The sequence below is a fragment of the Pseudoalteromonas shioyasakiensis genome, from assembly GCF_001550135.1.
Classification (GTDB): domain Bacteria; phylum Pseudomonadota; class Gammaproteobacteria; order Enterobacterales; family Alteromonadaceae; genus Pseudoalteromonas; species Pseudoalteromonas shioyasakiensis.
Map to the genome: position 1 here is coordinate 1 of NZ_LRUE01000023.1, position 26,520 is coordinate 26,520.

The 26,520-nt window shown below is 41.7% G+C and carries 24 protein-coding genes; 4 read left to right on the top strand and 20 right to left on the bottom strand.

Annotation, left to right across the window (positions count from 1 at the left end):
* Together PASHI_RS18190 and PASHI_RS18200 are read right to left on the bottom strand one after the other, a co-directional pair.
* Positions 1-1,132, bottom strand: a protein-coding gene (locus PASHI_RS18190; RefSeq protein ID WP_156426457.1) for an IS3 family transposase whose coding sequence is annotated in 2 segments (ribosomal slippage) — positions 1-859 and positions 859-1,132 — 1,133 coding nt annotated over the 2 segments. Because the reading frame shifts where the segments join, the coding sequence is not laid out codon by codon here. This gene is flagged as partial in the annotation.
* 123 nt (positions 1,133-1,255) lie between these two features.
* Entirely contained in the window at positions 1,256-1,603 is a 348-nt protein-coding gene (locus tag PASHI_RS18200; protein WP_062566604.1) for a four helix bundle protein, read from the bottom strand.
* A 275-nt stretch (positions 1,604-1,878) separates the two neighbouring features.
* Between PASHI_RS18200 and suhB the strand changes: the two genes are divergently transcribed.
* Positions 1,879-2,682 (top strand): inositol-1-monophosphatase, encoded by an 804-nt coding sequence (suhB, locus tag PASHI_RS18205; protein ID WP_054552496.1) that lies wholly within the window; start codon positions 1,879-1,881, stop codon positions 2,680-2,682.
* 33 nt (positions 2,683-2,715) lie between these two features.
* On the opposite strand, the gene PASHI_RS18210 is transcribed toward suhB, so the two are convergent.
* From PASHI_RS18210 to queA, 8 genes are all read right to left on the bottom strand, one after another.
* Positions 2,716-3,546, bottom strand: a complete 831-nt coding sequence (locus tag PASHI_RS18210; RefSeq protein ID WP_062566605.1) for a substrate-binding periplasmic protein — start codon at positions 3,544-3,546, stop codon at positions 2,716-2,718.
* 84 nt (positions 3,547-3,630) lie between these two features.
* Positions 3,631-5,421, bottom strand: coding sequence for a GGDEF domain-containing protein (locus PASHI_RS18215; protein WP_062566606.1), 1,791 nt, complete (start codon positions 5,419-5,421; stop codon positions 3,631-3,633).
* Between the two features lie 87 nt (positions 5,422-5,508).
* Positions 5,509-6,060, bottom strand: coding sequence for a hypothetical protein (locus tag PASHI_RS18220; RefSeq protein ID WP_062566607.1), 552 nt, complete (start codon positions 6,058-6,060; stop codon positions 5,509-5,511).
* Between the two features lie 56 nt (positions 6,061-6,116).
* Entirely contained in the window at positions 6,117-7,064 is a 948-nt protein-coding gene (gene secF / locus PASHI_RS18225) for a protein translocase subunit SecF (protein WP_062566608.1), read from the bottom strand.
* An 8-nt stretch (positions 7,065-7,072) separates the two neighbouring features.
* Entirely contained in the window at positions 7,073-8,932 is a 1,860-nt protein-coding gene (gene secD / locus PASHI_RS18230) for a protein translocase subunit SecD (RefSeq protein WP_062566609.1), read from the bottom strand.
* A gap of 22 nt (positions 8,933-8,954) precedes the next feature.
* Positions 8,955-9,293 carry a preprotein translocase subunit YajC gene (gene yajC / locus PASHI_RS18235; RefSeq protein WP_054563539.1) on the bottom strand — a complete coding sequence of 113 codons (339 nt, stop codon included), beginning with the start codon at positions 9,291-9,293 and terminating at the stop codon, positions 8,955-8,957.
* A 29-nt stretch (positions 9,294-9,322) separates the two neighbouring features.
* Positions 9,323-10,450 (bottom strand): tRNA guanosine(34) transglycosylase Tgt, encoded by a 1,128-nt coding sequence (gene tgt / locus PASHI_RS18240; RefSeq protein WP_058583935.1) that lies wholly within the window; start codon positions 10,448-10,450, stop codon positions 9,323-9,325.
* 150 nt (positions 10,451-10,600) lie between these two features.
* Positions 10,601-11,632 (bottom strand): tRNA preQ1(34) S-adenosylmethionine ribosyltransferase-isomerase QueA, encoded by a 1,032-nt coding sequence (queA, locus tag PASHI_RS18245; protein WP_062566610.1) that lies wholly within the window; start codon positions 11,630-11,632, stop codon positions 10,601-10,603.
* Between the two features lie 213 nt (positions 11,633-11,845).
* Here queA and PASHI_RS18250 point away from each other — a divergent pair, with 213 nt between their 5' ends.
* Together PASHI_RS18250 and PASHI_RS18255 are read left to right on the top strand one after the other, a co-directional pair.
* Complete coding sequence (locus PASHI_RS18250) at positions 11,846-14,356, top strand: two-component system response regulator (protein WP_058583937.1); 2,511 nt, start codon at positions 11,846-11,848, stop codon at positions 14,354-14,356.
* 233 nt (positions 14,357-14,589) lie between these two features.
* Positions 14,590-14,793, top strand: coding sequence for a hypothetical protein (locus PASHI_RS18255; protein WP_054563535.1), 204 nt, complete (start codon positions 14,590-14,592; stop codon positions 14,791-14,793).
* A 23-nt stretch (positions 14,794-14,816) separates the two neighbouring features.
* On the opposite strand, the gene PASHI_RS18260 is transcribed toward PASHI_RS18255, so the two are convergent.
* The 10 genes from PASHI_RS18260 to PASHI_RS18305 form a co-directional block, all read right to left on the bottom strand.
* Positions 14,817-15,725, bottom strand: coding sequence for a hypothetical protein (locus PASHI_RS18260; protein ID WP_062566611.1), 909 nt, complete (start codon positions 15,723-15,725; stop codon positions 14,817-14,819).
* 1 nt (position 15,726) lies between these two features.
* Complete coding sequence (locus tag PASHI_RS18265; protein WP_062566612.1) at positions 15,727-16,326, bottom strand: hypothetical protein; 600 nt, start codon at positions 16,324-16,326, stop codon at positions 15,727-15,729.
* Complete coding sequence (locus tag PASHI_RS18270; RefSeq protein ID WP_062566613.1) at positions 16,319-16,861, bottom strand: RNA polymerase sigma factor; 543 nt, start codon at positions 16,859-16,861, stop codon at positions 16,319-16,321. Before PASHI_RS18270 ends, PASHI_RS18265 begins: the two co-directional genes overlap by 8 nt.
* 120 nt (positions 16,862-16,981) lie before the next feature.
* Positions 16,982-17,908, bottom strand: a complete 927-nt coding sequence (locus tag PASHI_RS18275) for a hydrogen peroxide-inducible genes activator (protein ID WP_054563531.1) — start codon at positions 17,906-17,908, stop codon at positions 16,982-16,984.
* Positions 17,909-17,984: 76 nt separating this feature from the next.
* Complete coding sequence (locus tag PASHI_RS18280) at positions 17,985-19,253, bottom strand: inorganic phosphate transporter (protein ID WP_062566614.1); 1,269 nt, start codon at positions 19,251-19,253, stop codon at positions 17,985-17,987.
* Between the two features lie 43 nt (positions 19,254-19,296).
* On the bottom strand, positions 19,297-19,974 hold the full coding sequence (locus tag PASHI_RS18285; RefSeq protein WP_054552477.1) for a TIGR00153 family protein: 678 nt from the start codon (positions 19,972-19,974) through the stop codon (positions 19,297-19,299).
* 150 nt (positions 19,975-20,124) lie between these two features.
* Positions 20,125-20,826: a phosphate signaling complex protein PhoU gene (gene phoU / locus PASHI_RS18290; RefSeq protein ID WP_054552476.1), complete on the bottom strand. Its 702-nt coding sequence runs from the start codon at positions 20,824-20,826 to the stop codon at positions 20,125-20,127.
* A gap of 47 nt (positions 20,827-20,873) precedes the next feature.
* On the bottom strand, positions 20,874-21,701 hold the full coding sequence (gene pstB, locus PASHI_RS18295) for a phosphate ABC transporter ATP-binding protein PstB (RefSeq protein ID WP_062566615.1): 828 nt from the start codon (positions 21,699-21,701) through the stop codon (positions 20,874-20,876).
* A 26-nt stretch (positions 21,702-21,727) separates the two neighbouring features.
* On the bottom strand, positions 21,728-23,377 hold the full coding sequence (gene pstA / locus PASHI_RS18300; protein ID WP_062566616.1) for a phosphate ABC transporter permease PstA: 1,650 nt from the start codon (positions 23,375-23,377) through the stop codon (positions 21,728-21,730).
* A 15-nt stretch (positions 23,378-23,392) separates the two neighbouring features.
* Positions 23,393-25,627, bottom strand: coding sequence for an ABC transporter permease subunit (locus PASHI_RS18305; RefSeq protein ID WP_062566617.1), 2,235 nt, complete (start codon positions 25,625-25,627; stop codon positions 23,393-23,395).
* Positions 25,628-25,975: 348 nt separating this feature from the next.
* Here PASHI_RS18305 and PASHI_RS18310 point away from each other — a divergent pair, with 348 nt between their 5' ends.
* Positions 25,976-26,482: a glycine cleavage system transcriptional repressor gene (locus tag PASHI_RS18310; RefSeq protein ID WP_054563525.1), complete on the top strand. Its 507-nt coding sequence runs from the start codon at positions 25,976-25,978 to the stop codon at positions 26,480-26,482.
* The last annotated feature ends 38 nt before the right edge of the window (positions 26,483-26,520 follow it).

Below are 26,520 nucleotides of genomic sequence, written 5' to 3' on the forward strand. Positions count from 1 at the left end.
AGGGTGCCATGCCTTCTTACTGAGTTGTAGTATTTTTCAATATAAAAATACGTTTGTGTTGTCATTTCACTACGACTCAGTTCATTTAAATTCTTTATCCACTCCTTTTTATACTGCGCGAAGAAGCTTTCTGAGCATGCGTTATCCCAGCAGTTGCCTTTTCTAGACATACTCACTGTGACACCTCTATTAGTTAACCACTTCACTGTTTCCTTTGCGACATACTGAGCTCCTTGATCTGAATGAAAGAGCAAGTTCGAACCATCAGGTTTGCGTGCAGACCATGCCTTTCTCAGTGTTTTAATAACTAACTCGGCGTTGTTTATCCGGCTTGTTACCCAGCCAACAACCTTACGAGAATACAAATCAAGGATGACGCATAAATACTGCCAACCATCTTTACAGCGTACTTGTGTGATATCTGAAACCCACACGGTATTTACTGCATCAACATTAAACTGGCGTCGTAGTAAGTTACTCGCTTTGATTGTACCTTCTTTCTTCGCGCGGCTTGTATAGCGCCTCTTACCTGACTTTGAACGATACCCAACGCTTTGTAAAAGTCTCTGCACACGTCCTTTACTGCAATCAAAGCCATGTGCTACCGCTGCTTCCCAAAGCTTTCTATAGCCCGGGATACAGTGCTCCTGGTCGCTAATATGCTTTAGAAACTTAAGTAACGAACTGTTCTCTTTCTGGCGTGTGCTAGGTAATTGCTTTAACCATTTATAATACCCAGCCGGCGACACAGATAACCAACTGCACAACTTTTTCACTGTGCGTTTGGCGTCTGTGACCTTGTGGATATATTCGAACCTTATTCTTTTAGGCTGTCGAAGTAGACCTTCGCCTTTTTTAAAACGTCATTCTCCAACTGAGCATCTTCGAGTTGCTTCTCAAGCTTGCGAATTTGGCGCTCTAAATCTGTGTATGATTTGTCAGGGCCTTGGTTCTTAAGTGGCTTTGATGTTTTCTTCTTCGAGGTCATGTGACTTCTCCAACTTGATAGCATGTCAGGATGAATACCGTATTTATTAGCGACCATCTTAACTGTATCTGTGGTGTCTAACGACTCTTGAACGACTTTTATTTTAAATTCGAGGGAATATCTACGCTGTGACTTTACTTTCATGATTACTGACTCCAAAGAGGTGTCTACTTTTATGGAGTCAGATCAATCAGCTATCAGCTATCAGCTATCAGCTATCAGCTATCAGCTATCAGCTATCAGCTATCAGCTATCAGCTATCAGCTATCAGCTATCAGCTTCGATCCTATACATAAGAGATGTCAACATTTTTGATAGCTCTTCCGTTTCACTCACCCAAGCTCTACCTATGGCGGCATCGATATATTTAATCTCAATTCCGATATAAATTTGCGTTCGTGTTTCTGCTATTGACGATCTTGATATATCTAAAAAACGTACCCGCTCTTTTTTGCTGACTCTCGCCATACCTTCTGCGATATTACTCGGTATTGATAAACCAGAACGAGTGAGCTGATTGCGAAAGCCAAAATCATTTAGATCTGTCGTTTCTTTGTAGATGTCAGCACTTAATCTTGCTGAACGCTTCCATACCTCTAATTTTTCAAAATTCATACTTGCATCCTTTTAAGTATAAAAACTTTATATAGGCACGAATTTTTCAGAATGCAAATTTCAAACTGACGGCTGACGGCTGACGGCTGACGGCTGACGGCTGACGGCTGACGGCTGACCACTAACCCCTTCTTCTGAAATTAAATCAACAACAAAATCAGAACTGTACAAAAAACAAACTAATTTATTCGAGTTTATTGTTTACTTTACGCTAGAAATCGCTAGAATACGCCGGCTTAAATATATTCGTTCTTTTACAACCCAAAGGTAATGCTATGCATCCAATGTTAAACATTGCGGTTCGCGCTGCGCGTAACGCAGGCAAAATTTTACTTCGCGCAAGTGAAGATTTATCAAAAGTTGATGTACAACAAAAAGGCACTAACGACTTAGTGACTAACATCGACAAAGAAGCTGAAGCCGCAATTCGTGATACCATTTTAAAATCTTACCCAGATCACACTATCGTAGGTGAAGAGCTTGGTGAGCATAAAGGTAAAGATGCAGATTACCAATGGATTGTTGACCCACTTGATGGCACAACTAACTTCATCAAGGGTATCCCTCATTTCGCAGTATCTATTGCACTTAAAGTTAAAGGTCGTTTAGACCAAGCTGTTATCTATGATCCAATCCGTGGTGAATTATTCACTGCTTCTCGTGGTCAAGGCGCACAGCTTAACAGCAAACGTTTACGCGTAACTAAAACTAACGAGTTAGCAGGTTCTGTACTTGCAACTGGTTTCCCATTCAAACAAAAGCACCACTTAGACGCATACTCTGAAGCGTTTAAAGCACTTTTCGTGCACACTGCTGATATCCGCCGTGCAGGTTCTGCTGCATTAGATATGGCTTATGTTGCAGCGGGCCGTGTTGATGGTTTCTTTGAAATTGGCCTTAAGCCATGGGACACAGCTGCAGGCGAGCTTTTAGTTAAAGAAGCTGGCGGTATGGTTGTTGATTTCGCAGGTGGTATTAACTATAACCAAAGCGGCAACATCATCTGTGGTGCACCTAAGTTAACTCAAGCAATCATTCGTGAAATTCGCCCAGTGTTAACTGAGTCACTACTTCGCTAATAGCGGTTGTAATGTAAAAATGCAAAAAAGGAGCTAAAGCTCCTTTTTTTGTGGCTGAAAATAATCGTTGTCGAGTTTTATCTCTATGACTTCACCTTCTTTAAATGGCAACTTAGCCAAGTCTTCAGCAAAGTAACTGGCAAATAACTGTTCAAATTCGCCAGTGCTTTTCATCACCTTGAGTCCTTTTAACAGAGCTTCTGCCAATTCAGGCTTGTGGTTACTGACAAAAAAGTAAAATGCCGTTGGATAGCTAATATAAAGATCAGGCACTATAGCCAGATCGTCACTTTTGATTTGTTCCATTTCAGAAATAACCTCAATGAACGAACGCGGAAAATAATCAACTCGCCCTCTGATCACTAAGCTAAACATTGCCCGGTAATTTGCCAGAGGCCTGACTGTTAAGCCGTTTTGCGCAAGGATTTTAGTATCAGGCCAATCATGGCCTTGAATGGCACTAAACTGTGCTAAATCTTGTTTCGTTTTTAAATCTTTAAAACGCGGTAAAAACGCTCGCTTAGTTAGTAATGCGCGTTTACCAATGTAACCTTTAAACAAAGGTACTTTAACTGCTATTGCAAGGTGTTCTCGCTCAGGGCTTGTCATACTCCAAAACACATCGGCTTGCTTTTCATCGAGCATCAGCAAAGTACGCTGTTGATGAGGGTGAACCAGAACTTCGTTGATTTCTGCTTGATAATTACTGGCGCGTAAAGCCGCTGCCAGCAATTCATGAAGATAATAATCGCGTTTATACAGTGGGCGTTGTTCAATCGCTAAATTGACCACATTGTTAGCTTCTGTGGTAAGGCTATATCCTAGGCTTAGCAATACTAGAATTGCACTACATAGTCGCTTCATTGTTATTTTTGTTTATTGTGTTTTTTTTAAGCTACACCCAGTTAAACAGGGACACAAGTAAAATCAAGCGAACTTAAAATTTCTTCATGAACTAATCGGAAATGCTTCATCTTTTTGGCTGCTTAAACGCACCACTGCGGGGGCTGGTCGGCTACGTTTACATACAAACAAATGACTACTCTGATAACGCTTGGCCTCTTTTTTCGCATCAGTTGCCAGCGCTGCAACTTGGTGGCTGTTAATACATAACTCTAAATCAGGCTTAACTAAACCGATTGATAATGTAAGTAGTGGCACAAACTGCTTTTTACCTTCTCGATTGCTTGCCCAATAACCCCCTTGCTCAATATGTTCTGGAGTGAAAAAGGCCCGAGACTGCAGCTCAAACTTACTAATGATGTCATGGCAAACTTGCTCTGCATCATTTTTATCAAAGACCACCATAAAGTCATCACCGCCAATGTGCCCGACAAACCCTTTGCTAGTACTACAGGCCTCGACGATGACTTCAGCAAGTAATTTTATAACGCTGTCACCACTGGCATAACCGTATAGGTCATTGAATTGTTTAAAGTGGTTTAAATCAACGTATGCGAGTGAGAACGGATAATTATTACGAAGTCTCAGCTCAATTGCTTCGTTAATCGCGACATTACCCGGCAGCATAGTAAGCGGGTTGGCATGTTGTGCGTGGCGGATTTTTTCTTCGGTAATGTGCTTTAAGATATTACGCAATGGCGCCAAACCTAAGTATTCACCATTACGGGTGATAACAATGTGGCGTCGAATATCAAACTCAAATTCGGTAATTTGCTGACTCACCGTATCGAGTAACTCGTTTTCGTCAACGATTAACGGCTGTTTATCCATTAAAGAAGTAACTGGTTGCTTATCATAAAGTGCATGGCCATAGGGAGCGGCGAACACTTCAGTGAGTTGATCTCGGTGTAATAAACCAACAGGAATATTGTGTTCAAGTACTGCCAAGCTCGTTAAGCTTTTATCTTGCTCAAAGATACTGTGAGCGTCTTTACAGCGGGTTGTTGCTTCAATGCTGGCGTGCTCGACTGCCAACCAGCCAATCGCCATAGATTGCTCAAATGTATTGCTATTATCTGATGACTCTAAGTGCTTTAAGCAGTGGATATTAATTTCGTAACTTGGCTGTAAGCTCGGCCTTTCGAGTAAAAAGCCTTGCGCATGTTGTACGCCTAAACTTTCGAGTAAACGAAGCTCCTCTGCCCGCTCTATGCCTTCTGCTATCACTTGCGTATTGGTGGCTTTTGCAAGCTCAATAATTGACTTTAAAAACTCTTTTTTAACCACACTCTGGTCACAGTGGTCGATAAAGTAGCGGTCTATTTTTACAAACTCAGGGCATAGCTCAGACCACTGCTTTAAGCCCGAATAGCCAGCCCCTAAGTCATCAATGGCAATCGAAAAACCTAACTCACGATAATGAGCAATGGTCTTTAACAATAAAAAGCCATCATCGACTTTTTCTTGTTCTGTAACTTCAATTACTACCCGGTTAGTTGCAAGGCCAAAGTGTTCAACTAGGTGTAATGTTTCACCTTTAGGATGGCAAGGGTCAAGTAAGGTTTTAGGGCTTACATTTAAAAATAGCTTGCCTTCTAGATTGAGCTTAACAAAGTTCTCAATTGCTCTACTGCGGCAAAGTAGCTCTAATTCAGAGATCTTATGGCAAGCAATAGCTGCACTGAATAATGCACTCGGCATTTCTAATTCAGACCCTTTCGGGCCGCGGCTTAATGCTTCATAACCCAAAATATGTTGATTAGAAATATCAAAGATAGGTTGAAACAAGGTCTCAATTGCACTGTTATCTAAGATCTGCTGTAGTTGTGCGTTCACCTTACACCTAGCGTTAGTAATACAAATAGGTGGGTAAATTATCAACCTTGTATGACAATTTTATGGCAAGGCTATGACGAGTGCAGACTACTCAATAGCGGTGATGAGCTCAAGTTGCTTAATGCGGGCAAAACTATCAGTCATTTTTAATTTAGCATTTTGGTAATCACTCGTAGCTAAATCAGCTTGTTGCGCTAATTTATAAACTGCAAGTGGATTAAGTAATAACTTTTGTGCGTGATAACAGCTTGGCGCTGCAAACTCAGGTAGTTCAGGCTCTACATTAATTGTTATTACATTCTTCAACGCCTCTGTATCATCACTTTGTTGTTGCTGAAACTCTGTAGCGTCTGCCATCGCTTGCAAGCTTGCCTCACACTCAGGCAACTGTGCTTTTAGATTCAAAAACAAACCTGTTGATGAGGTAATTAGCTTAAGTGTCAGCTCTTGTAATTGCTGAGTTGTTGATTGGTTTTGCAATGCTTCTACAACTTGCCAAGCTAAACCTTGGTAGCTGTCGAACTGCTGCTGAAGTGTTACCTCAGGTATTTGCTGCACATCAGTCTGTTCTGGCTCAGGCTTATCGTCACAAGCACTAAGCATTAAAAGTACAAACACGCTAAACATCAGGTGTTTCATAATGTCTCCCATAAAAAAACCGCCCTAATTAGGGCGGTTTCTTTTTGTATCACTTATTAAGGCATAGGATCGAGATCCGCACCTTCTTTTTCAATTACTTCTGGAATTAAGTCTTCTTTACTTACACCCATTGCAATTGCTACAGCTGAAGCAACATAAACAGATGAATAAGTACCAATGAACACACCAAACAGTAATGCCGTTGCGAAACCGTGGATTGTTTGACCACCCCAGCCAAATAACGCAATCAATACTAGAATAGTGGTGATTGATGTTACTAGGGTACGGTTTAACGTTTGCGTTAATGAGATATCGATAATTTCAATCGTGTCATCAATACGCACTTTACGGAAGTTTTCACGGATACGGTCAGATACAACGATGGTATCGTTCAGTGAGTAACCTATTACCGCCAAAATAGCCGCAAGAATCGTTAAGTCAAACTCTAGGCCAAGTACTGAGAATAAGCCTAATGTGATGATAACGTCGTGTAATAGTGCCGATACAGCACCTACCGCAAAACGCCATTCAAAACGAAACGCAACGTAAATTAAGATACAGATAAGTGCAGTTAACATGGCAAGGCCACCCTGCTCTTTTAGATCTTCACCAACACTTGGGCCAACAAATTCGATACGACGCATTTCTACTGTCGACTCAACTTTTTGTAATGCCGTAATAATTTGGTTACCAATTACTTCTGCTTTTACGCCAGGACCTTGCGGAGCAAGACGCACTAAAATTTCTTTACTTGAGCCAAACAGTTGCACCGAAAAATCTTCAAAGCCACTTTCAGTGATTGCATCACGAACGTCTTTAAGATCAGGTGCTTGTGTAAAGCCTACCTCAACAGCGGTACCGCCAGTGAAGTCGAGACCAAAATTTAAGCCTTTAGTAAAAAACGACACGAAAGAAGCCAAAATCAACAAAGTTGATAATGTCATGGCAAACTTTCTTAACTTCATAAACGGGAGTGTTTTACCACCGAGTTTTAAAATTTGCATGCTGACTCCTAAATCGACAACTTCTCAATACGTTTACCGCCAATGAATAAGTTGATTACCGCTCGGGTACCAACAATAGCTGTAAACATAGAGGTGATAATACCAATCGCTAGTGTTACTGCGAAACCAGCAATAGGACCAGTACCCACTGCAAATAGGATCACTGCTGCGATAAGCGTTGTGATGTTAGCATCTAAAATTGTGCTAAACGCGCTGTCGTAACCAAAGTGAACGGCTTGTTGTGGACTACGGCCATCAGCAAGTTCTTCACGAATACGTTCGAAGATAAGTACGTTGGCATCAACGGCCATACCGACGGTTAATACGATACCAGCAATACCCGGTAGCGTTAACGCTGCACCAGGAATAAGCGACATCACACCCACAATTAATACTAAGTTTGCGCCCAGTGCCAAATTTGCCACCATGCCGAAACCTTTGTAATAGAAAAGCATAAATACAAGAACAAACACAAAACCAAGCACAACCGCTGTCATACCTGCTTCAATGTTTTCTTGACCTAAGCTTGGACCTACCGTGCGCTCTTCAACGATTTGAATTGGCGCTACAAGTGCACCGGCACGAAGTAATAGGCTTAGGTTATGGGCTTCAGCTGGGTTATCGATACCAGTAATACGGAATGAACGGTCAAGACGCGCTTGAATCGTCGCTACGTTAATCACTTCTTCAACTTTAATTGGTGGAAGTGCTTTACCGTTTTCATCTGTTTTACCTGATGGCTTGTATTCAATGAATACCGTTGCCATGCGTTTACCGATAGCACGCTTAGTGAACGCATTCATTTTTGCGCCACCTTTGCTGTCTAGCGTAATGCTAACTTGTGGACGTTGATACTCATCCATACCTGATTGCGCGCCAGTGATGTGGCTACCTTCAAGAATGATGCGTTGCTTAAGTACCACAGGGTAACCTTCACGCGCCATGATCATTTCTGTACCTGGCGGTAAACGGCCTTGCAGGGCTGCACTAGCATCTGCATTTTCGTCAACTTCGCGGAATTCTAGTGTTGCTGTTGCACCCAGAATCTCTTTAGCACGCGCTGTATCTTGTACACCCGGAAGTTGCACGATGATACGCTCAGCACCTTGGCGCTGTACGTTAGGCTCTGCAACACCGATTTGGTTAATACGGTTACGGATAATCGTTTCATTTTGTTTGATAGCGTAGTCACGAATTTCTTTTAGCTTTTGCTCGCTCATGCTGGCATAAAAAGCATTGTCGCTGCTGCTATCATCAACGTAAACGTTTAATGGGTAACGTGTTGATAAGAAACGCTCTGCTGCGTCTTTATCTTCTTCGTTACGCATTTCAACACGTAATCGCTCGCTGTTCGCTACACGGCGAATGGTGCGATAACGCAGTTTTTCTTCACGTAAGTCACTTTTGAAATCTTGTTCCATTTGCTCAAGCTGAGTATCAACCGCCGTCGCCATGTCGATTTCCATAGTAAAGTGAACACCACCGCTTAAATCTAGGCCTAGTTTCATTGGGTTACCACCCAGTGACTTTAACCACTCAGGTTGAGCAGGCGCCATATTGATTGCAGAGATATAATCTTCACTAAGGGAATCACGCAGTAGATCTTGCGCTTTTAGTTGGTCTTCAACATTTTTAAAACGAACGAGGATTTGTCCGTCTTCAAGTTTGCTTGATTTAACAGTAACGTTATGTTCTTTGAGAGTCGCATTTACTTTATCGAGTACGCTGAGGTCAGCATCAGTACCTTTAGTGCCCGAAACTTGTATGGCCGGATCTCGGCCATACAAATTAGGAGAGGCATATAAAATACCAACGACTAACACTACAAGAACAAGTAAATACTTCCATAATGGAAACTTGTTTAACACGTGTGAGTCCTTATTTTTATTGTTATAGCGACTTCATAGTGCCTTTTGGCAATACTGCAGAAACAGCTGATTTTTGTACTGTTACTTCTGCTTGGTCGTTTAATGAAATCACGATGAAGTCTTTGTCATCAGCGATTTTAGCAATCTTACCTACTAAACCACCTTGCGTTAGTACTTCGTCGCCTTTCGCCATTGCGCCCATTAGTGCTTTATGCTCTTTTACACGCTTAGCTTGTGGACGGTAGATTAAGAAATAAAATACCAGACCAAAAATACCCAACATGATTAGCATTTCCATGCCACCACCTGCTGGTGCTGCACCTGCCGCACTTGCGTGGGCGTTTGAGATGAATAAACTCATTTCACTTCCTCTTTAATTTTTCTAAAAATTTAATCTGATGTATCTGCAAGCTCTGGCACTTCTTGGCCGCGGCGTGCATAAAAATCTGCAACAAATTCGTCTAGTTTGCCATTACTAATGGCATTACGTAAGCCTTCCATCACGCGTTGATAATAACGTAAGTTGTGAATCGTGTTTAGGCGTGCGCCTAAGATTTCATTACATTTATCAAGATGATGCAAGTATGCACGTGAATAGTTTTTACACGTATGACAATCACACTCAGGATCCAGTGGACCGGTGTCTGTTTTATGTACTGCATTACGGATTTTAACAATGCCGCCAGTTACGAATAAATGACCGTTACGAGCATTACGCGTAGGCATTACACAGTCAAACATATCGATACCACGGCGAACCGCTTCTACTAAGTCTTCTGGTTTACCAACGCCCATTAAGTAACGAGGCTTGTCTTCAGGCATTTTGTAAGCACAGTGGTCAAGAATATTGATCATCTCGTTTTTCGGCTCACCAACCGATAAACCACCTAATGCATAGCCATCAAAGCCAATTTCTTCTAGGCCTTTTTGTGATTGTGCACGAAGCTCAGGGTACATACCACCTTGGATAATACCAAACAGCGCAGCTGGGTTATCACCATGACCTTCTTTTGAGCGTTTAGCCCAACGAAGTGATAACTCCATAGAATCTTTAGCTTCTTTTTCTGTCGCAGGGTATGGCGTACATTCGTCAAAAATCATCACGATGTCAGAGCCTAAATCACGCTGAACTTGCATCGCTTTTTCTGGCGAAAGCATGATTTTTTCACCGTTAACTGGTGAACTGAACATCACACCTTCTTCAGTGATTTTACGCATTGCGCCTAAGCTGAATACTTGGAAACCGCCTGAATCAGTTAGAATTGGACGATCCCAATTCATAAAGTCGTGTAAATCACCGTGCTGCTTAATGATTTCTGTGCCAGGACGCAGCATTAAGTGGAATGTGTTACCAAGGCAGATTTGTGCGCCAGTATCTTTCACTTCGTCAGGCGTCATACCTTTAACAGTACCGTAAGTACCTACAGGCATAAATGCTGGTGTTTCTACAACACCACGTTCAAAAATCAAGCGGCCGCGGCGCGCTTTACCGTCAGTGCGGTCTAATTCAAATTTCATATTATCCTCAGTGTCGGAAAAACAGTCCAACAAGCTATAATTTAACCGCTCGATTCTACCCTGTTTGCGGGTTTATTACTATAAATTGGGCTAAATTCGAAAATAAAAAGCCCAGTTAAAAAACTGGGCTCTATAAAATCTGATTTGTTGTTATTTGCGCGTTAAGAACATCGCATCACCATAACTAAAGAAGCGATACTGCTGCTCAATAGCCGTGTGGTAAGCACCCATTATGTTCTCTTGACCTGCAAAGGCACTGACTAACATGATTAACGTTGATTCAGGTAAGTGGAAATTTGTCACCATGGCATCAACCACATTGAACTGATAACCCGGGTAAATAAAGATATCGGTATCGCCAAAGTAAGTATCTAGTTTGCCGCCGTGCAATTTTGCAGCTGACTCTAATGAGCGAACTGAGGTAGTACCTACAGCAATGACACGACCACCTTTTGCTTTCGTTTCGGCTACCGCTTTAACCACTTCATCTGGTACTTCGATGTACTCTGAGTGCATAACATGCTCATCAACTGAGTCAACGCGAACAGGCTGGAAGGTACCTGCGCCCACGTGCAAAGTCACAAAAGCCATGTTAATTCCCTTGTCTTTTAAGGCTGTCATTAATTTATCATCAAAATGCAGGCCTGCCGTTGGCGCGGCTACAGCACCAGGCTTTTCACCATAAACCGTTTGGTAGCGCTCACGATCTGACTCGTTATCAGGACGGTCAATATAAGGTGGTAATGGCATGTGACCGATGTCGTTTAGGATATCGAGTACATTTTCGTCTTTGGCAAATTCAAGCTCAAAAAGCTCGCCATGACGCGCAACCATGATTGCTTCGGCTTTACCTTCTAGAATGATTTTTGAGCCTGGTTTTGGCGATTTACTAGCTCGCACATGCGCAAGCACACGGTGTTCGTCGAGTACGCGCTCAACTAGCACTTCAAGCTTACCGCCTGACTCTTTTTGCCCGAACATGCGAGCAGGGATCACTTTGGTGTTATTGAAAATTAATAGGTCATTTTCATTAACGAGCGATAAAATATCACTAAATACTTTATGCTCAACTTGGCCTGATGGGCCATCAAGCGTCAGTAAACGACTGCTAGTTCGATCTGCTTTAGGAAAACGAGCAATTAATTCATCAGGAAGGTCAAAGCTAAAATCAGCTACGCGCATAGAGCATATCTCTCATTAATAAAAACGCGCCAAGTTTACTCTGATACGCCCACCACCTCAAGCAAAGCCCTGCGTCAACTTGGTACTAGCTTAAAGGATTACAAACTTAAGTACTTATTAACCGCTTTTGGTAAAGTTTGCTTGTAGATTAGGCAAAATGTCATTATTCTAGCTTATTCACTAAACATGGGTTAAGTAAGAGGTAGTAGCGCCATGGCAAAGCAGTTAAAGCTGCTAATTTTGAACGCGAGCGTTGCTGAGCGTGAAACAATTAAGACCACATTAAACAAGCTTAATGTCTTCACGTTTATCGAAGCCAGTGACTCTCAAGATGCGCTTAAAATTCTTAAAAGCCACCCGGTGGATATTATCATTACAGGCCTTGAGGTCGGTAAGATTGATGGTTGGCGCTTTTCGCGCATGATCCGTTCAGGGTTATTAAAAACACCAAAAAACACACCAATTTTACTTACTCCGCCAATCTATTGTGAACGTATAGCCGAAACCACAGCGCGCAGCTATGGCATTGATGCTGTTCTTCCATTTGAACGCCAAGATATGCTGCCGCAAGTGCTAGCCAACGTGTTATCAACTCACCTTGAAAAAAGTAGTCGCCTTAATTTATTACTACTTGAAACCGATAACCGTAAAGCAGAAGATATCAGCGAACAGTTAAAACTAAGCTTCGCGATAACTCATACCACTTCAACAAAAGCGACACTTGCGACCTATCTGCAGCAAAAATTTGCCATTGTATTGATTGACGCCACTGAATCTCATTCTGATACCGCAGCTGGGTTAATTAGCGAAATATTACAACACAACCCAAAACAAGCGATTGTAACTATCATTGATAACAATGATGCAGATTATGCAGAGCAGTTGTTGCTATCTGGCGTAACTGATTTTATTCGCGCCCCGTACGATCACTCGTTATTAAGTAAAGTGTGTGACCACGCTGCCCGTCGTGAAGATTTCATGGTGAGCTACGCAGAGTTTGCGCAAAAAGTAGAACAACTAAGCCAAAGTCAAAGCCGCTATAAAGAGCTGTTTTCTGCCCACCAACGTATTTTATTACACCTAAATACTGTGGTACTTGAGTTTAACCAAGAGGGTAATATTCGCTTTATTAACCCTGCTTGGGAGCATTTAACGGGCTATGGCATTAAGTCTAGTTTAGCAAAGTCATTAACTGACTTTTGTTTACCTGAGTGTAAAACAAAGCTACAAGATACGATTCAGCGTATTTTGCATGGTGGTGAGCAACAGCAACAGGTAGAGATCCAACTAAAACATAAAAATGGCAATGCCATTTGGGTTGAGTGTCGCTTACAGCTGATTAAAAACAGCCAAAACTCAGCGACTATTACCGCCACCATAGATAACATTCATGAGCGTAAGCAGGCAGAGTTACAACTTCGTCATTTAGCCTTGCACGATACGCTCACAGAGCTGCATAACCGTTATTACTTTGACCAACAATTACAACGTATTTGTAAAGCACAATACACCAGTAACGATACCGAGCACGCACTGATTTATATCGATTTAGATCACTTTAAAATCATCAACGACAGTAAAGGTCACCAACAAGGTGACATCGTTTTAAAAGAAGTTGCCCAGTTATTCACAGCGAATATTAGTGATGAGCACTTAGTGTGCCGCATCGGTGGTGATGAATTTGCCGTGATCTTAAAAAATACTAACTTACTCGATGCACACTTGGTTGCAGAAAGTATTTGTATGGCGATTGAAAAGCACCGCTTTCATTCAGAAGGTCAAGAGTACTCAATTAGCTGTTCAATTGGTTTAACACAAATCACCGAGCAAAATAACGACCCAAGTGAGTGTTTAAAACAAGCTGATATCGCCCTTTATGTAGCAAAAAGCTTAGGCCGTAACTTAGTACACTGTTATTCAAAAGAAGATAGTCATCACAATAGTTTACAAGCTGGTCTTGAATGGGGTCATAGCATTCGCCAAGCGTTACAACATGATGCTATCGAACTGCACTATCAACCAATTTGGGACTTTAAACGCGGCCACGTCGCCTACTTTGAAGCACTATTACGCTTAAAGCTTGATGATGAGCTTATCTACCCTAATCAGTTTATTCCTGCTTTAGAGCTTTTAAACGACACCTTTTTGATGGACCAATGTGTTATTCGTAATGCCATTAAGAGCGTTGCCGAATACCCAGAGCTTAACCAAGTCGCAATTAACTTATCAGCACAGTCGTTTTTAGATGAACGCTTACTGCCGCACATTGAATCGAGCTTAAAAGAATACAATGTTGAACCAACACGCATTATTTTTGAGATCACCGAGTCTGCGAGTATTAATAACCTAGTTGCAACCCGTGCCATGATCGAGCGTTTGAATGGCTTAGGCTGTCACTTCTCTATTGATGACTTTGGTACTGGCTTTAGTACCTTTAATTACCTTAAACAGTTACCGGCTCAACACGTAAAAATTGATGGTTCATTTGTTCGCGACATGTTGAACGACCCAATCGATTTAGCGCTTGTAAAAGCGATTAATGATATTAGCCGTTCGCTTGATAAGCGCTCTGTAGCTGAATATGTTGAAAACAAAGAAATATTCTTAGCGCTAAAAGAAATTGGTATCGACTATGGTCAAGGCTACTTTATTGCTCGCCCAGTACCGGTTGAAAAAATTAGCGACGAGCTGAAAAAAATATCTGAAAATAATCTTTTTAACTAACAAATATCTAGCCTTAAAAAGCCTAAATTTAATACATTTTTAAACATTTTTTCTTAGTTTTTAAACTTCCATACTGACAATACTCATCTATACTTAAATCCACAGCAAGATAAAATGTCGTGTTTTTATAGTGATTATCTATAATAAACATGACATTACTTATTACATTAAACATACTGAGTATGACTTAACATCGTTAAGTCCATCTATTGGCGGTATAAAGGAGAAAAGTGATGACACAACTAATCGTTTTGTTGCTGATTGTGAATCTAGGGATAGCGTATCAATGTTACCGTAATGCGACCTTTAAGGGGTACCCGGTAAAAACATTTACAGGGCTAGGTTTAGTACCTTACTTTAATTTAGTCGTGTGGGTTTACTTGTTGTTTTTACCCGATTTAAAACCATTTTCAATGAATGAAAAGCAGCCACTTTAGGCTGCTTTTTTAGTTGGGAGAATTTAAAAACTATAAGTTGATGCTTTTTCGAGTAATTGCGTGGCTTTTATATCGCCAACCACACACTTTTTAATGTCTGACTTTTTAAATACTTTTACTTGCTCAGTTTTACCTTCGCTAACACCACGGATGATAAAGCTGACATGTTCATCGTTAGGCAGATTTCTTAAACCGCTACCATAATCACATAAAGTCAGTGATAAGCTCTTATCTACTTGCTTAGCTAAAGAAGCCAGCTGTTGCTTTTGCTCTTTAACACGAGCTTGTTTTTTCTCGGCTAACTCTTTGCGCATTTGTTGCTGCTTTTGTGATAACTTTTGCTGCTGCTTTTCAAGCTCTTTAATCGATGCTTGCAATGCTTGTTTACGTTTTTCGAGCTCTTGCTCTTTGGCATCTTTATCGTGGCGACGGTCAAATTCAAGGTCGCGCTTTTCACGCTCAAGGTCACGGATTTCACGGCTCACATCGCGCTCTTGCTCAGCTACTTCACGTACTCGCTCTGCGCTTTCGCGCATCACTTCCATGGCTTGCTGATAGGCTTCTTGCGTTTTCACGACTACTGCATCGCTGATCACTTGCACATGTTCGCCTAGCACTTCGATTTCAGTTAGTTCTTCAAAATCGATATCAGGCATAGGTGGCAGAGGCGCATCAGGTACAGATGCAAACACTGTAGACCAGCGTGAACTGCCTCGTACATCAAAGCTAAACACCACACCTTGATGCTGCAAATAACTCGAAGACACATTTCTTACCTTGTTATCGGTATCTTGTTTTAACGCCGCTGAGAGGATTTTTTCCATGATCCCGACTTCACGCTGAATTTTATCTAATTCATCACTTGCTTGTGCCTGTAAGCTTACTGCTGTGCAAAGCAATAAGGCTGCCGTAGTTGATTTGTATTTTGACATCTTAATACTCCAAATTATTGGCAACGGTTGGCAATGGTCCGCCGTCCACTTGCTCTGCTAAATCATTTAACTGCATACGTAAGTACGCTTGGTCTTGGGCCCGCTGCGTCTTGATATATGCAAGTACGCTGGCAATATCTTCTTGGCGCTCTACTCGCCCGGTTTTTATCGCTTCTTTGGCCAGTTGGTACATCTGTTGTTGCTGCACTTCGTTTTGCGCAGTAATGATGTTTTGCAACTGATCAATTTGCTTTTGTTGTGACTCTAGTAAATTGGTTTGCTTGGCCACTTGCTCAAGTAACTGCTGATTTCCTTGCTGTGGATTACTAACAAAAACCCATGCGCAAAATACTATTGAAGCAGCCACTGCCCACATTCCAGCACCAAAAAACAGACTTTGTTTTTGCACTTTCGGCATCGTAGACTCTCGATCCCAATTTGGTACGGGCACTGTTTCATAATGTTGACTTTGTTGTTGCCACTGCATTGCATTGTTCATCATTGATGCATACTCAGCATTGGCTTGTAGCAACGCAATTTGCTCATCAGTGAGGCTTTCGCCTTCTAACCATGCGGTAAATAATGAATCTAAATTAGCCATCTACGGCCTCCAAATGCACTTTTAACTTGCCTAGAGCACTGTATAGTCTTGATTTAGCTGTATTGGTCGAAATACCTAATTGCTCAGCGATTTCTTCAAATGTACAGTGCTGAAAAAACTTTAACTCCACCACCAAGCGTTGCTCCCAGGGTAAATTGTTCATCATTGCTTTGAGCTCATAATGCTGCTCAGATTGCAGTTGATTGGTTTCTAACTCGCTATGCTCGCAGCTTTCTTCTGGTATACCATCTAAACCTTGATGCAGCTTACGGCGGCGGTAATATTCAACACTACGCCGGTGCACAATTTGATAGAGCCAAGTATTAAAACTCGATTCACCACGAAAGCTCGGCAAGCTTTTATAAACAGAAATAAACACTTCTTGCATTAAATCCATTGCATCATCAGGGTGACTTAACATCCTTAGGCAATAGTTATATACCTGTGTTTCGTGCTGCTTGACTAATTTCAACCACGCCCGTTTATTGCCCTGTTGCGCTTTAGCAATTAGTGTCTCAAGTGATTGAAAAAACACGCTAGCCTCGTCATCTGATCTGCCTTTAATGGTTTTGTTATTATGTTAGTCGAGGGAAGGAAAAAAATAGTTTGCTTAAATAATAAAAAACCCCAAATATTTTTTATTTGGGGTTCTTTATTACTCGTCGCATTGACCATCTAAGCTACACTGCTTATTAAGAAACAGCTCTAGCTGCTGGCTAAACAGCCTAAAGTCTCTTATCCGGCCTGTGGTTTTACGCCACACAATGCCAATATCTCGGTATGCATCGCCTTGTGATGGCGTAGCAACCATATCTTTTTTATCTAAAATACCGGCATTGATAGCCATTTGCGGTAAGAAGGTAACACCAAGCTGATGTTCAACCATACTTAATAAGGTATGTAAGCTTGCCGCTTCAAATGGGTTAATACAGCTTGAGCGATTCAAATGGCAGGCACTTAACGCGTGGCCTGTCATACAGTGCTCACGCTCTAGTAAGAACACACTCGCATCTGGTAATAGGTTAAAGTCTTCCACGCCATCTGCTGGTGTGTAATCTTTATGGTGCACTAGGCTGAACTGATCTTTTGCAAGTACTTGGGTATGAAACTTTTCAGTGTCATACGGTAAAGCGAGTAATGCCATATCAATTTGGCCATGCTCAAGTTTATCGAGTAGCTTGTCACTGGTGTCTTCAACCAAAACTAACTCTAACTCGGTAAAGGTCTGTTTGCAGAAATGATATAAAGGCGCAGCAATAAAGCTGGCAATCGTCGGGATCACACCAAGCGTGAGTGTGCCACTTAAAGGCGTTAAAAAACTTTTTGTCAGCTCTTTAAGGCTAAGGGTGTCGTCAATAATCTTACGTGCTTTTTCGACAACCTCTTCACCAATTGCGGTAAACATTAAGCTGCGGTTTTCACGCTCTATAAGCTGGCAACCTAAAGTTTCTTCTAAGTTTTGAATTGCACTACTTAAGGTTGATTGACCGATAAAACAGGCGCTTGCTGCGCGGCCAAAGTGTTGATGTTGGTGGACTGCTAATAAATACTGTAGTTGTTTAATACTTGGTAAGTTATTCATTCTCTACCTGCAAATAAAAAGACCCCAATACCTAAGGCATTGAGATCTTTTCAAGCTAAAAGTCTTTTAGTACTTTTTATACCCCGAAGGCAGTTCTCAGTACATAGAAAATAACAATAGCAAGGGCTGCGCCAACTGGCAATGTAATTACCCAAGAAACTACAATGTTTCTTACAACACCCATGTTAAGTGCTGCAATACCGCGTGCCATACCTACACCTAAAACCGCACCTACAAGTGTTTGCGTAGTAGAAATAGGTAAACCAGTACCTGATGCGATAACAACTGTAGAAGCAGCAGCAAGCTCAGCAGCAAAACCACGGCTTGGTGTTAAGTGCGTGATACCTTCACCGATTGTTTTAATTACTTTCTTACCTAAAATAGCAAGACCAGCAACAATACCTAAACCACCTAGTGGTAAGATCCACCATGCGATAGCCGCTTTCTTAGCGATTTCACCGTTGTGCTCAACAATGTTTACAACAGCAGCTAGTGGACCGATTGCGTTAGCAACGTCGTTTGAACCGTGTGCGAAAGCCATACAACACGCCGTTAGTACCATTAGTACTGCGAACACTTTCTCAACGTTGTTGAATTGCATTGCTTTGTCAGCTTTAGGGTCAATTTTAAGGCGAGCAATCGCAATCTTACCGATGATACCTACTACAACAGCAATCGCGATAGAAAGGGCATAACCTTCAACAGCACCTAAGTTGATACCAATGTGCTTTAAGCCTTTCTTGATAGTTACAAGCGACATGATGAAGCCCGCTAGACCCATATAGATAGGTACGAAACGCTTAGCATTTTTAAGTGGTGTCTCAGTGTCAAAAATAAGCTTTTGCGCACTCATGAAAATCAAGTAAGCAATAAAACCAGAGATAGCAGGGGTAACAATCCAGCTACCTACGATACCCATTACCTTGTTCCATTGGATAGCTTCGCTACCTACTGCAACTAATGCGAAACCAATGATGGCACCGATGATTGAGTGAGTCGTAGATACTGGCCAGCCTAAGAAAGAGGCAATTAATAACCAGCTACCAGCAGCGAATAACGCGGCAATCATACCTAGTATCATTAACTCAGGTATGTCCATAAACGGCGTGGCATCGATAATCCCTTTACGGATTGTAGATGTAACCTCACCACCGGCAAGGTATGCGCCAGCGAATTCAAACACCATCGCGATGATGATTGCTTGTTTAATTGTAAGTGCTTTTGAGCCTACTGATGTACCCATCGCATTGGCAACGTCATTTGCACCAATACCATAAGCCATGAAGAAACCGACTGCGGCGGCAGTTAAAACCAATAACGTGCCGTAATTTGCAATGATATCCATTGTGTGAACCTTTAATTTTTTTCGTGTTTGAACTGATTTTTAATTAACGAGCTAACATCAGCTCAAGACGAGAACCTACGCGCTCTGCAATATCTGCAAGTTCGCCTACCCACTCAATGATCTTGTATAAGAACATCACGTCAACAGGGTTAAGTTCATTTTCGATGGCGCGCAATTGACGGCGAATTTTGATCTGCATGTCATCCGTGTCTTGTTCAATGGCGTCCAATTCAACGAGCATTTTTTCAACTAAAGTCACTTCGCGACCTTTGAAGCCCGTTTCAAGAAGCTCATCTAGCTCATTGATTGCTTTTGACGCTTGTTTAGTCGCATCAACACAACGAGTTACATAAGCAAGGAAATCTGTTTGGATTTCGGTAGGTATGATCATCTCACGACCAACTACACGACCTGCAATATCTTTTGCTTTGTTAGCAATTTTGTCTTGTTGAGTAACAAGCTCTAGCAAATCGGTACGCTCAACTGGCATAAATAAGCCACGAGGTAGTTGAAGGCGGATGTTACGTTTCATTTCATCAGCTTCACGCTCTAAATTACGAATGTTTAGACGGATTTCTTCCGCTTCTTGCCATTCTTCTTTAAACACGTGATTAAAGAAAGGGATCAATGCTTTACTTGCTTGATGTACTTTCTTAATGTGATCTTCCATAGGCTTAATAGGTGATTTAGCAAAAACCCCTAAAAATGCATTTGTAGGCATAACTGACCCTTTATAAATTAGTATGCTTTGGCAGCTGCGAATTTTACAGCATTGTGTTCGATTGTGAACGCTTTTTCTGCCTTACATCAGCAATAAAACACAAAGCGGCCCTAAGGCCGCTCGATTTAATAATGAAAAGTAGCGGCTTAATTACAGCGACTTTTCTATATCTGCTTGAGATGTATGACGAATATCTTTACCGTTAACAAAATAGATGATGTATTCAGCAATATTCTGGCAACGGTCGCCAATACGCTCTAATGAACGAACTGACCACACTAAATCCATAATTTTCGGGATTGAGCGTGGATCTTCCATCATATATGTCATGATTTGACGGGTAATTGCTTCGTATTCGCGGTCAACTTTGGCGTCTTCTTTATGTACTTCAAACGCACATTGCACATCCATACGTGCAAATGCATCAAGTACATCATGAAGCATTTTCGATACTTGGCGACCCATGTTTTCAATGTTCACCAGTAGGTCTTGCTGATCTTTTGTGAATGAGTCCAGCGCAACTTTAGCAATACGCTCAGCTTCATCACCAATACGCTCTAAATCGGCAATTGTTTTTGCAATGGCAATTACAAGACGTAAGTCACTCGCTGCCGGCTGACGACGAGCGATAATGCGTGTACATTCTTCGTCGATGTTCACTTCCATTGCATTTACTTTGTAGTCGTTTTCACGAACTTTTTGTGCAAGATCGGCATCACCATTACTAACAGCATCCAGTGCACTGTTTAGTTGTTGCTCAACTAAACCACCCATGTTTAATACATGGTTACGCACATTTTCAAGCTCTTCATTAAAGCGGCCCGAAATGTGTTTATTGATATTATGTTCCATTGTCTACCTCTATAAATTTCGTTTACGGTACCAAGTGACTTTATTAACTAACCGTAGCGGCCTGTAATGTAGTCTTCTGTTTTCTTCTTGCTTGGTGTTGTAAATAACGTATTGGTATCTGAATACTCAATCAACTCACCCATGTACATAAACGCAGTTTGGTCTGATACACGAGCAGCCTGTTGCATGTTGTGAGTAACAATTACCACGGTAAACTTATTCTTTAAGTCGTTAATTAGCTCTTCGATAACTAAAGTAGAAATTGGATCTAGTGCCGATGTAGGCTCATCCAGAAGTAGTACTTCAGGCTCGATAGCAATTGAGCGAGCAATAACAAGACGCTGTTGCTGACCACCCGATAGGCCAAATGCACTATCGTGTAAACGGTCTTTAACTTCATCCCATAATGCCGCGCCACGTAAAGATTGTTCAACCACTTCGTCTAGTTTACGCTTTTCTTTAATACCTTGTAAGCGTAGGCCATAAACGACATTTTCGTAGATTGATTTTGGAAATGGATTAGGACGTTGGAATACCATCCCGACATTTCTTCGTAGTGCAGCAACATCTACATTCTTATCATAGATATTGTGACCATGTAGTAAGATCTCACCATCGATACGACAGCTATCAACAAGGTCGTTCATACGGTTGATACAACGTAAAAGTGTTGATTTACCACAACCCGATGGACCGATAAATGCTGTTACCTGACCTTTTGGGATGTTCATATTTACGCCGCTAAGCGCTTGTTTATCACCGTAGTATAGATCTAAGTCTTTAATCTCTAACGCTGTTTGTTCTGCAGTTAGGTTATCTAAATCTAGCTTTGCCGCGCTTTTCGCTTGGTTTACTTGTGGTGCAACTGTAATCATCTCTGTCTACCTATAAAAATTCTGTATTAATGCTCAAGAGCTCTAAACTTTTCGCGTAAGTGGTTACGAATACCAATCGCGGTGATATTCAGGGCGATAATTACTGATACCAGTAAGAATGCCGTGGCATATACCAGCGGACGTGCCGCTTCTACGTTAGGGCTTTGGAAACCAACATCGTAAATGTGGAAACCTAAGTGCATAAATTTTCTATCTAAATGTATGTATGGGAAGTTACCGTCAAGTGGCAGTGTTGGCGCCATCTTAACAACACCAACAAGCATTAGTGGTGCTACTTCACCGGCTGCACGTGCAACCGCTAAGATTAAACCTGTCATAATCGCTGGGCTTGCCATCGGAATGATGATACGCCATAGCGTTTCTGCTTTTGTTGCGCCAAGTGCTAATGAACCATGACGAACCGTACTTGGAATACGTGATAAACCTTCTTCAGTCGAAACAATAACAACAGGCAGCGTTAAAATTGCTAGCGTTAATGCAGACCAAATCACACCAGGCGTACCAAATACTGGGCTTGGCGATGACTCTGGGTAGAACAATTGGTCAATGCTGCCACCTAGCATGTATACAAAGAAACCTAGACCAAATACACCGTATACAATCGATGGTACACCCGCAAGGTTGATTACCGCGATACGGATCATCTTAGTCACGGCATTTTTTGCCGCGTATTCATGTAAGTAAATCGCTGCAACCACACCAAACGGCGTCACAATCACTGCCATTAGTAATACCATGAACACGGTACCGAAAATCGCTGGGAATACACCGCCTTCAGTGTTTGCTTCACGTGGGTCATCTGCTACAAACTTACCAAGCTGTACAAAGTAGTGACCAAGCTTAGCAAAGAAGCCCATGTCATTAGGGAACCACACATCAAGAACTTGATACAGAGGTAAAGTAACCACTTCACCACGCATGTCTCTTACAGTTACTTGGTCACGCTTTGCTTGTTTACGAAGCGCAAATAACTGCTTTTCTAACACTGTGTACTCTGCACGTAGCTCAGCACGCGCTTGTGCAAGCTCAGCAACACGCTCATCGGTTAGTTCGTTATCAAGCTGGTATGCTTTTTCTCTTAAGCGTAAACGTTCAAGCTCATAGTTAATATGACCAATATCACCATTTTGTAAGTCTAACGCTTGGTCATTCAGGTCAACAGCACGGTCAACAAGATCATAAAGCACGTCGATTTTGTTATCAGTGATAACTTCACCGTCTTTAATAACCTGTTCTACATAACCGTAGAAGTTACCGTTTTTACTACGCTCGAATACAGCAAGCTCAGCTGGCGCAGTACGCGATGTGATGTCTGTCTCTAGTACCCAACGGAAATCTAGAGCTACGTACTCACGGTTACCTGTTTTAATCAATAAACGCTCTAGTTGCTCTTTATCGTAATGAGATAAATCAACGCCCGTCGCCTCAATACGTGATTTTGCAACTAGCTCACGGTCATAAACTTCACCGATCACTGTTTGTTTAGCAACTGAGCCTTGCAGCTCAAGTTGCACTACTTCTGATGGCCAGAAAAAGCTTAAACCTTTCCAAGCAATCATGGCTAGTAAGCCAAGAACCGAGATTAAACTGATGCTTACCGCACCGCCGGTCATCCAAATCCAAGGAGAACCAGACTTAAACCACTGCTTTACCATGTCGTGTCTCTCCACCTACATTGAACTGTATTTATCACGCAGTTGCTGTCGAACAAACTCAGCCACTGTGTTGAAAATGAATGTGAATATGAATAATACAAATGCTGCTAAGAATAGAATGCGATAATGCGAGCTACCTACCTCAGACTCAGGCATTTCTACCGCGATATTCGCTGCAAGTGTTCTCATACCCTGGAAGATACTCCAGTCCATAATAGGTGTATTACCTGTTGCCATTAGTACAATCATTGTTTCACCTACAGCACGGCCTAGACCCATCATTACTGCTGAGAAGATACCTGGGCTTGCTGTTAGTAATACTACGCGAACCAATGTTTGCCATTGCGTTGCACCTAGTGCTAATGAACCGTTTGATAAGTGCTTAGGAACACTGAATACCGCATCTTCAGCAATTGAGAAGATAGTCGGGATAACAGCAAAGCCCATCGCAATACCAACAACTAGTGAGTTACGTTGGTCAAACGTCATACCCAGTTCATTGGTTAAGTACTGACGCACATTGCCGTCAAACATCCAAAGCTCAATTGAGTTACTCATCGCAAACGATAACCAGCCGATGAAAATAACCACTGGAATAAGTAAAATTGAATGCGAACCTTCAGGAATACGGTGACGAATTGACGCCGGTAGCTTGTTCCAGCCAAATGCGGTTAATAAGATACCAATTGGCAGCAATACTAATAATCCGACAATCGCTGGTAAATGTTCTTCAATTAATGGTGCTAACCAAAGACCTGCTAAGAAACCTAAGATTACTGTTGGTAATGCTTCCATGATTTCTACAGTCGGCTTAACCACTTTACGTAATTCACTCGACATAAAGTACGCCGTGTAAATTGCCGCTGAAAGCGCAATTGGTACCGCAAATAACATTGCGTACATTGCCGCTTTAATTGTACCGAATGAAATTGGCACTAATGAGAACTTAGATTCAAAGTCATCACTTGCAGACGTTGACTGCCAAATGTAGCCCGGCTCTGGGTAACCTTCGTACCATACTTCTTGCCACAAGGCAGACCAAGTTACTTCTGGGTGCTCGTTATGAATTTCAATTACTTTTAGCGCGTCATCAGCAAGAATAAGTGCCGCATTTGAACGTGGCGCTATTGCAAAGTTTTGAATTGGACCTTCGCTTACTTTACCTTGCCACAGTTTGGCATCGCTAGTTGTGTAATAAATACCTAGCTCACCGTTAGCTCCTGCTGTGAAGAAGGTACGACGGTAGAACTCGGTGAAAATGTTTAGTTTCGATTGCTTGCTGGTTTCAAAAGCACGGATCTTTTGGAACTCACGGCCATTTTCAGTGTTTACTTCAAACCACTGTGAAACTTCGCCATTATCGTTAGCAAGCATCAGTGAGTTGGCACCCGCTAATAGCTGAGTTGAAACTAGGTTCGCGTTTTCTTCGTTAGCTGCAAGCAGTTGGATTTGCTCAACTTCAGAAGGGTAACGGGTATCATATACGTAGATTTGATTTGCTGAACGCACAAATGTACGTGTTGTATCTGGTGAGATTAATAGCTCATCAACACGACCTTCGATATCAAGCTCAGTACGCTCAACAACCCACTCTACTTCGCCGGTGAACATGTTTTCTTCACCCACAAAGCTACTGAATATAACGCGCTTGTCAGCCGTTAAAGCAACAACAGCTGTTTTATCTTCGTAGTGGCTAAATGCAAATTTAGTGATTGCCGCACCTTGCTCATCAACTTCAAGCGCCATATCCCCCAGCGGGTAATCTAAACGTGGTGTTAATTGGCGTTGATTGTTCGGGAATGTCACTAGGAATTTTGGCGCAACCACAACCACAGAGCCATTTTCTAGGCCGTATGCGTATTGCCCCTGAAACGGTGCAGAGCTTGCGAAGCTGCTTACATCGCTTGGTAATTCTGTATTAAGAGTGGTGATCTTTTTACCAAATTGCTCTTTTTCAACATTGTAAAAGTCCACATTACCTTTTTCACCAAGTAAAAAGGCAATTTCTGTTTGTTCTTCAATGCCAAGACCCACAACTTCTGACGCATTTTGTAGTTTTACACTGTTACGTGTATCTACTTTTGCTGACTCAAAAATAGGTTGAACAACATAAAGAAGGTAAAAGAATATAAGTAGCAGTGCCACTAGCACCATTACGCCACCTGCGGAAATACCCCACTTGGCAAACCTGTCTTTAAATAGACGGCTTCTATCCGTATGAAAGGTAGGTTTATTCGGATTGGAAGTCATCAAAACACCCTTAAATCTTAACGTTGCGCGCATTATATTTCACCAAGATGACAGTAATGTTACAAACGTCATAATTCAGTGTAATAAAGCGAGTATTTCAGGGACGTATTTTAAAGTTAAAAAATGACCAAATTGCGACATTGCTCTGCGTATTTATAACGACCAAATTGACAAGCTAACAAACTGTTATAACTAATTTTTTATAACTATATGGAAAAAATTGGACAAACAATAAAACTGCATCAATACTCAAGATGACTTATTTTTTTCGACAATAAGAATCATTTTTAACCAACGCCTCCTTCCTTTTATTGCATTTTTCAGAGGCATTTTTATAGAGATATAAGTATGAAGCAGTTAGTAATTACTATTTTGGGGCCAGATAAACCCGGCCTAGTTGAAGACCTTTCAGCCACAATTTTAAACCATCATGGTAACTGGTTAAGCAGTAATTTGAGCCACCTTGCAGGTCACTTTGCAGGGATCATTGAGGCAGCAGTGCCTGAAGAGCACCTGCAAGAGCTGCAAGACGCATTGCATAGTTTGCCGTATTTAGAAATCAGAATTGAACGCGGCGCCGAAACACTTTCAGAAGAAAAATCTGAACAAATCAATTTTGTCATTACTGGCAACGACAGACCTGGCATTGTGCAAGAGCTTGCCAGCGTTATTCGTCACAAAGGGGCGAATATCACTCACCTAAATTCAAAACAACAAAGTGCACCTAACTGGGGTGTGCCAATTTTTAGTGCTGTTGCCACCGTCGCTTTGCCAATAGGCATGAACAAGGACGAAGTAATCACGGCACTCGAGTCTATTACCACAGACTTAATTGTTGATATTGAGGACGCATAACAAGCAAGTTTATAGGGATATTTAAACTTAAACTAAGC